The following is a 6,827-nucleotide window of genomic DNA, read 5'->3' on the forward strand; positions in this document are numbered from 1 at the left end:
CTTTCTGGCCTAACCAGCGCACCACGTTGCCGAGGGAAATGACATAGTTGCCATCATTATGCATGGTTTTTGGCACCATCCAGTGCGGAGCCTGTTTGGAGGTGGTTTCAGACAGCAGGAAGAACGTTTTGTCTTCAGTGACGGGCACATGAAGAGGCGCCCCCTGTTCTTTCCAGTCAGGGAAAAGTTCATTGATGGCACGAGGTTCGATAATTGCACCGGACAGGATGTGGGCACCGACTTCGGAGCCTTTCTCTACGACACAAACGGACAGATCGTTCAGGTTATTTTCAATTGCAAGTTGACGGATTTTAATTGCCGCAGAAAGACCCGCAGGGCCTGCACCTACGATGACTACGTCAAACTCCATCGATTCACGTTCGATGTGTTCCATGTAGGACTCCTCATATGTCTATTCGGTGGCAACCATAATCAGCTGATTGGGTGCTGCCATGAGTGTTCTGAATTCCTAGACACAAAAATGCTAGTGTCTTTCATAATCTGGGCTAGTATAGTTTTAAACCCAGTTTTAGCCAATTGGCTGAAACATATTATTTTTCCGTCATTAAGGTCTTCTTTTATGGATAAGCCAATGCCAAACACGAATCCGACGAAAAAATTAACTGATCGTGATGATAAAAACTTAATGGACATCGCACAATACTTAAAAGATGCACAGGGCAGTCACAAAAGGTCAATCCCCCCTCTGGAGCAGTGGCAGCCAAAGCATTGTGGCACAATGGATCTCAAGGTTTTGGCCAACGGCGAATGGTGGCACGAAGGTCAATTGATCAAGCGTCAGCCGATGATTGATCTGTTTGCAACGGTGCTCTGGAAAGAAAACGATAAATTCTATCTAAAAACGCCGGTGGAAATGATTGAAATTGCAGTAGAGGACGAGCCTTTATTTGTCAATCAGGTCGATCAGGTCGAGATTGAAGGCAAAACCTATCTGCAGTTGAGCACCACGACCCAGGACCTGATAATTGTAGATCAAGCGCATCCGGTATTCATGCGGGAATATCAGGGCAAACTGCGTCCTTATGTGCATGTCCGTTTTGGAATCAATGCCCTGATCCAGCGTGCTGCCTTTTTACATCTGGTGGAGATGGGAGAGCTCAGTGAAAATGCTGCCGGTGAAACCGTTTTAAGCTTAAAAAGTGGTGATTTAGACTTGCATTTGAGTACCTGAGGTTTAAGCTTTGCTTCAGGTATTTTGACACATCAATCCATTATCCCTTATGAGCGCCATTCAACCGATTTCTTCAGTTCTTCATCCCATGCCCGAAGCGAGTGCAGATGCACCGATTGGTATTTTTGATTCGGGTGTTGGCGGCTTGTCAGTCGCTGTAGAAATCGCCCGTTATCTACCGAATGAGCGTTTTATTTATTATGCCGATACTGCACATGTGCCTTATGGAGCACGAGATGATCAGGAAATTCGCAACCTGACTGCCAAGGCTGTGGACTGGCTGTATCGTCAGGGCTGTAAAGTTGTAGTGGTGGCCTGTAATACGGCATCTGCTTTCAGTCTGGATTATTTACGTGATTACTATGGAGAAAACTTTCCGATAATCGGTTTAGTGCCTGCTTTGAAACCTGCTGTGCTCAATACCCGCTCCAAAACAGTTGCAGTTCTGGCCACGCCTGCCACATTTCGCGGTCAACTGATTAAAGAAGTTATGACCCGGTTTGCCGAGCCTGCGCAGGTTCGCGTCCTGCCAGTAACCAGTCTGAAGCTGGTTCCTTTTGTAGAAGCCGGAGAGCAGCGTAGTGCGGCCTGTCTGGAAACTTTAAAACAGATTTTACAGCCTGTTGTCGATCAAGGCGCCGATTATTTAGTCTTAGGATGTACACATTACCCCTTCCTAAAACCCTCAATTCAGTATATTTTTGGTCATAAGCTGACACTAATTGACTCAGGATTGGCAGTAGCGAGACAAACCGCCCGTATTTTGATTAAAAATGGGTTACTATTTGAGCATGGTGATCAGCAAAACTTGAAAATTAGACTGGTTGTGAGTGGGCAGAATGCTGACCAGCTCCAACCTGTTTTACAGCGCCTGATTCCAGCTGACCTCAGCTGGCAACTTAGCAATATGGATACTTGATTCCAACCGGCGCAGTAAAAATTATTTCTATAAATTTGGAAAAGTATTTTTTAATACTGGGGGAGTCATAGGCTGCAAATGCGAAAGCTTTTTTGTGCCTATGCGGTAGAAGAGGATAACCCATGCTCGATAAACGCTATCAGGTATTCATTTCCACTTCTGGGGCAGACATGCAGCCAGAGCGGATTATTTTGTCTCAAACACTGGTGGGTATGGGGTTCTTTTCCTGGGGACTGGAACAGCGTACTCCGCTCAATACGGCATTTGCACGCCGCCAGATTGATGACTGTGATTATGTCGTGATCCTGCTGGGCAGCCAATATGGGGAGCAATCGGTTTCCGGTGTGGGCTATATGCACTTGGAATATATTTATGCGGTCGCGAAACAGAAGCCTATAATTGTCTTTATGCATGAGGACCCGGACTCACGCGATCCTGATCTGCATGATAGCAAGTCGGAATTAAAAGAAAAATTTAAGGAATTTCGTCAGTTACTCCAAAATGAAGCGGATCAGGTGTTTAGGTATCGCAGCCTGCGTGATCTGGAAATGGCGGTACGTCTGAACATGTCACAAATTCTGGAACATTATCCGGTAGCGGGCTGGGTGCGTCCACAAAATACCCAAGCCTTGCATGATGAAATTGACCAGTTGAAGACCAGGCTGGCGCAACTGGAGCAGGAAATGGGAACACGCGAAATTGATCCATTTCTGAGCCTGCCCAAAGTCTCCATGCATGAGCTACTTTCTTTTGAATATCGTATGCATGCCTATCAGGACGGTAACTTTAAAGAATTGAAAGTCCAGAAAAAATTGACCTGGGCACAATTACTGCAGATCTTGGGCTCGACTTTTATCAATCCAACGCCGGAAGAATTTTTTTCCAAACGGATGAATGAATATTTAAATGAAACCGGTCTGGAAGATGCCCACGCAGAAATGCCACGTGCACATGCAGTGGCTCGCGCCCAAATTAATATCCGTGCGCTGCATAGCATAAAAATGCAAATGCGCCAGAATGACTGGATTATTCCTTCGGGGCGTGATGATCGCCAGCGTCTGCTTTGGCAGGTGACCCCAAAAGCACGTAAACTTCTAGACAGTCAGTTATTGGGTAAAGATCGTACTTTTCAATATAAGTCAGCCTACTAATCTATATAGAGAATAAGGCAAAAGCTGTTAAAGTAAGCGGGTTGATACCATGACGGATGCACTGAATGTTTTCTACAGCCAAACCTAAAGTCTCAATTATATTGGCAAATTTAGGCACGCCAGATGAACCGACTGTGCCAGCGGTACGCCGTTTCCTGAAACAGTTTTTGTCTGATCAGCGCGTGATTGAAATTCCCAAACCAATTTGGCAAATCATTTTGCGTTTATTCATTCTGCCTTTTCGTCCCAAGCGCGTTTCTCATGCTTATGCGCAGGTCTGGCAGCAGGATTCTCCCATGCGTGAGATTCTGTTGCAGCAGGTCGAGGCTGTAAAAGCCCAGCTGGTCGCGCGTTATCCACAGTTTGAGCTGAATGTGGTGCCAGCCATGACTTATGGCAATCCAAATATTCAAGATGTGCTCCATCAATTATCGGCCCAGCCCCAAGACCATATTATTCTGTTTCCCTTATTTCCCCAGTATTCGGCGACATCGACTGCGCCGCTATATGATGCGATAGCGAACTGGATTCCCAAACAGCGTAATCTGCCAGGTATCTCGATGATTCGGGACTATTATCAACACCCACTTTTTATTCGCTCTTTAGCGCAAAGTGTGCGGGATTATCAGGCAGTACATGGACAAGCAGAAAAGTTATTGATGTCTTTTCATGGTATTCCGCAGCCTTATGCAGATAAAGGCGATCCCTATGCCGATCGTTGCCGGATTACCGGTCATCTGGTTGCGCAGGAACTGGGCTTGACTGAAGATCAATATGCAATCAGCTTTCAGTCGCGTTTTGGCAAGCAGGAATGGGTCAAGCCCTATACCGATGTACTGATTGAAGAGTGGGCCAGACAAGGGGTGAAATCCGTGCAGGTGATGAGTCCGGCTTTTTCAGCAGATTGTCTGGAAACCCTGGAAGAACTGGCCATCCAGAACGCCGAGCTGTTTAGCTCGCTAGGTGGTGGGCAGTATAGCTATATTCCGGCGCTGAATAATCGTGAAGATCATTTGCAATTGCTCAATACGCTGTTAGAAGCTAATCTTGAGGCGTTGACTCAAACTCTTGCCCATTAAAATATCTCGAGGTATTTCGTTCTATGCTACAAGTCAAAATTGTTCCTGTAACGGCCTTTCAGCAAAACTGTTCAATACTTTGGGATACGGACACTCAAGAAGCCATTTTGATCGATGCAGGAGGGGAGCCGGAAAAGCTGATAGCTGAGGTGGAAGCACTGGGTGTAACGGTCAAAGCCCTGTGGCTCACACATGGTCATCTGGATCATGCCGGTGCAGTAGGTGCCCTACAAAAAAAATGGAATATTCCGGTTATTGGCCCGCATCGTGAAGACGCATTCTGGCTTGACATGATTCAGGAAGTTTCTGCACGTTATGGCTTTCCGATTCCTGAAAAAGTCGAGGTGACCCAATGGCTGGAAGGTGGGGAAGTCTTGCAATTGGGTAATGAGGAATTTGAAGTACGCTTTGCACCAGGTCATACCCCGGGCCATGTCATGTTCTATAACCAGAATCATGGCTTGTTATGGACCGGTGATGTGCTCTTTAAGGGTTCAATCGGTCGCACGGACTTTCCACGAGGCGATCATCAGCAATTACTGGACTCGATTCAACGAGAATGTTTTAGCTTACCTGATGACACTCGCTTTATTTCGGGGCATGGGCCAATAAGTAGCATTGGTTTTGAAAAACAGCATAACCCTTTTGTGGCGGGAAAGGCGGGTTAAAATAGCAAGTTAATTGTTAAAAAGACCAGCATTCGCTGGTTTTTTATCTGGAAAAAGGATTGTTAGGAAGCTGACGGCTTGCATAGGCAATAACCCGCTTAGAAAGGCAAATAAAAAGCCTACCACAATAAACAGAACAGTTTGCTGAAAAATTCCAATACTCAGGCAAAGAAGGGCCAAGAAACACATCCCCATAAAAACAGCTTTTAAGAGGATATAGCCCATATGAATGCTCTAAAAATAATGTAATGGTTAAGTTCAGAGTAGGAATGTGATTAGGCGATCAATATGGTTAACTTGCGTTTAATTTTCGCTTAACTTGATCTGGTTTATATGAGTATGCCAGCTATTTTTCTATCTAGGGATAAGGAAAAAAAAGCAGACTTTCTCCGGTTTTAGTCTTCTGGAGCATGGGCTTGAGGCGCATCTTGGGTGGGCAGTTTATAGTCTTCATTGGCCCATGCCCCCAGATCAATCATTTTGCAGCGCTCTGAACAAAAGGGACGGAATTCATTATTTTCCCAAGTGGTGAGTTTGCCACAACGTGGACATTTTAAACTGGTAGACATGGTTAAACTCCCGATAAATATGCAGCTTCGATTAGGCAAATATAGCCGCAGTTGGTAGACTGATGCGGTTTTTATTAGTTTGATCTGATTATGCCGATTCGTCAATTTCAAGCACAGCGTATGCATGCGCCTCGTGATTTTCAAAGTATCAGTCCTGAGCCGATTTGTCTTGAAATCGGAGCGGGCAAGGGAAAACATGCTTTACTCTTTAGCCGGACACATCCGCAGAGTCAATTGATTGCCATTGAACGAACCCGGGAAAAATTTCTGGCCATGCAAAAACAGCACGCGCTTGAAGGTCAGGCCAATCTGCAACCGGTTCATGCCGATGCGCTACCGTGGATTGTACATGCCCTTTATCCACAGCAAGTGGAACAGTGTTTTATTTTATATCCCAATCCGGAGCCGCATAATCCGGCACAGCGCTGGTTAAATATGCCATTTTTTGAATTCTTGTTATCCCGTTTAAAAAGCGGCGGTATGATCACTTTGGCCAGTAATATTCCGGAATATATTGCGGAAGCAGAACAACAGTTAGTGCAAGTCTGGCACTTGCCATTTAAAAAAGAAGTGATTGCTCAGGATTCGGCGCGTACACATTTTGAAATTAAATATTTGGAGCGGGGGGAGCTGTGTCAGCAGTTAATCATTCGTAAACCAGAAGGTTATATCACCCGCTTTGACAAGTTTCAGCCTCTGCAAGGCCAGAACGCTCAAGTGATGGAATAATTTGCATGAGCCAGCGTATTGCAATTGTCGGTGCAGGTCCGGCTGGATTGATGGCGGCTGAAGTATTAAGCCAGTGGCATTATGAGGTGCATGTATATGAGCAAAAACCTTCGGCAGCGCGCAAGTTTTTAATGGCAGGAAAAACGGGGCTGAATATTTCCCATGCTGAACCTATTGAGCAGTTTATTCTGCGTTATGATCAGGCCGACTGGCTGGCGCCGTGGCTAAGACAATGGGATGCTGCGTGGATTCAGAACTGGATGAAAAATTTGGGGATTGAACCTTATATTGGCTCCTCAGGCCGGGTCTTTCCCACCGAAATGAAGGCTGCACCGCTACTGCGTGCCTGGTTACAGCGCCTGACCGAGCAAGGTATTCAGTTTCATTATCGGCATCAGGTGGAACAGGTACAGCAGCAATACCTGCAACTTCAGGATATGAAGACTAAGCAAAGCCGGACCGAAGCGTTCGATGCGATTATTCTGGCCTGCGGGGCAGTCTCGTGGTCGCAGCTGGGCAG

10 protein-coding genes are annotated in these 6,827 nt (G+C 46.0%); 7 read left to right on the forward strand and 3 right to left on the reverse strand.

Annotated elements, in window-relative coordinates; genetic code table 11:
* Positions 1 to 394, reverse strand: a 394-nt coding sequence (locus E2K52_RS12760; protein ID WP_151205437.1) for an NAD(P)/FAD-dependent oxidoreductase, incomplete at its 3' end; no start/stop codon positions are given.
* Positions 395 to 580: 186 nt separating this feature from the next.
* Between E2K52_RS12760 and E2K52_RS12765 the strand changes: the two genes are divergently transcribed.
* The 5 genes from E2K52_RS12765 to E2K52_RS12785 all read left to right on the forward strand — a co-directional run bounded on the left by E2K52_RS12765 (position 581) and on the right by E2K52_RS12785 (position 5,009).
* Positions 581 to 1,192, forward strand: a complete 612-nt coding sequence (locus E2K52_RS12765; protein WP_151205438.1) for a DUF1285 domain-containing protein — start codon at positions 581 to 583, stop codon at positions 1,190 to 1,192.
* A gap of 49 nt (positions 1,193 to 1,241) precedes the next feature.
* Complete coding sequence (gene murI / locus E2K52_RS12770) at positions 1,242 to 2,111, forward strand: glutamate racemase (RefSeq protein WP_151205439.1); 870 nt, start codon at positions 1,242 to 1,244, stop codon at positions 2,109 to 2,111.
* 122 nt (positions 2,112 to 2,233) lie between these two features.
* Positions 2,234 to 3,262 carry a DUF4062 domain-containing protein gene (locus tag E2K52_RS12775; protein ID WP_151205440.1) on the forward strand — a complete coding sequence of 343 codons (1,029 nt, stop codon included), beginning with the start codon at positions 2,234 to 2,236 and terminating at the stop codon, positions 3,260 to 3,262.
* A gap of 65 nt (positions 3,263 to 3,327) precedes the next feature.
* Complete coding sequence (gene hemH / locus E2K52_RS12780; protein WP_151205441.1) at positions 3,328 to 4,341, forward strand: ferrochelatase; 1,014 nt, start codon at positions 3,328 to 3,330, stop codon at positions 4,339 to 4,341.
* Between the two features lie 23 nt (positions 4,342 to 4,364).
* Positions 4,365 to 5,009, forward strand: a complete 645-nt coding sequence (locus E2K52_RS12785; protein WP_151205442.1) for an MBL fold metallo-hydrolase — start codon at positions 4,365 to 4,367, stop codon at positions 5,007 to 5,009.
* 9 nt (positions 5,010 to 5,018) lie between these two features.
* Here E2K52_RS12785 and E2K52_RS12790 read toward each other — a convergent pair whose 3' ends face one another.
* On the reverse strand, positions 5,019 to 5,234 hold the full coding sequence (locus E2K52_RS12790; protein ID WP_227548245.1) for a hypothetical protein: 216 nt from the start codon (positions 5,232 to 5,234) through the stop codon (positions 5,019 to 5,021).
* A 170-nt stretch (positions 5,235 to 5,404) separates the two neighbouring features.
* Positions 5,405 to 5,578, reverse strand: a complete 174-nt coding sequence (locus tag E2K52_RS12795) for a DNA gyrase inhibitor YacG (protein ID WP_151205443.1) — start codon at positions 5,576 to 5,578, stop codon at positions 5,405 to 5,407.
* 84 nt (positions 5,579 to 5,662) lie between these two features.
* Between E2K52_RS12795 and E2K52_RS12800 the strand changes: the two genes are divergently transcribed.
* Together E2K52_RS12800 and E2K52_RS12805 are read left to right on the forward strand one after the other, a co-directional pair.
* Positions 5,663 to 6,307, forward strand: a complete 645-nt coding sequence (locus E2K52_RS12800) for an SAM-dependent methyltransferase (protein WP_171478864.1) — start codon at positions 5,663 to 5,665, stop codon at positions 6,305 to 6,307.
* Between the two features lie 5 nt (positions 6,308 to 6,312).
* Positions 6,313 to 6,827 (forward strand): NAD(P)/FAD-dependent oxidoreductase (locus E2K52_RS12805; protein ID WP_151205445.1); only part of this gene is annotated, 515 nt, incomplete at its 3' end.

Origin of the sequence: Acinetobacter sp. RF14B, assembly GCF_006864105.1 — a bacterium.
GTDB classification, from domain to species: domain Bacteria; phylum Pseudomonadota; class Gammaproteobacteria; order Pseudomonadales; family Moraxellaceae; genus Acinetobacter; species Acinetobacter lwoffii_C.

Bases quoted from the DNA above. Each gene is read 5' to 3' on its own strand.
- E2K52_RS12765 (WP_151205438.1), top strand. From the start codon at position 581: ATGGATAAGCCAATGCCAAACACGAATCCGACGAAAAAATTAACTGAT.
- murI (WP_151205439.1), top strand. From the start codon at position 1,242: ATGAGCGCCATTCAACCGATTTCTTCAGTTCTTCATCCCATGCCCGAA.
- E2K52_RS12775 (WP_151205440.1), top strand. From the start codon at position 2,234: ATGCTCGATAAACGCTATCAGGTATTCATTTCCACTTCTGGGGCAGAC.
- hemH (WP_151205441.1), top strand. From the start codon at position 3,328: ATGTTTTCTACAGCCAAACCTAAAGTCTCAATTATATTGGCAAATTTA.
- E2K52_RS12785 (WP_151205442.1), top strand. From the start codon at position 4,365: ATGCTACAAGTCAAAATTGTTCCTGTAACGGCCTTTCAGCAAAACTGT.
- E2K52_RS12790 (WP_227548245.1), bottom strand. From the start codon at position 5,234: ATGGGCTATATCCTCTTAAAAGCTGTTTTTATGGGGATGTGTTTCTTG.
- E2K52_RS12795 (WP_151205443.1), bottom strand. From the start codon at position 5,578: ATGTCTACCAGTTTAAAATGTCCACGTTGTGGCAAACTCACCACTTGG.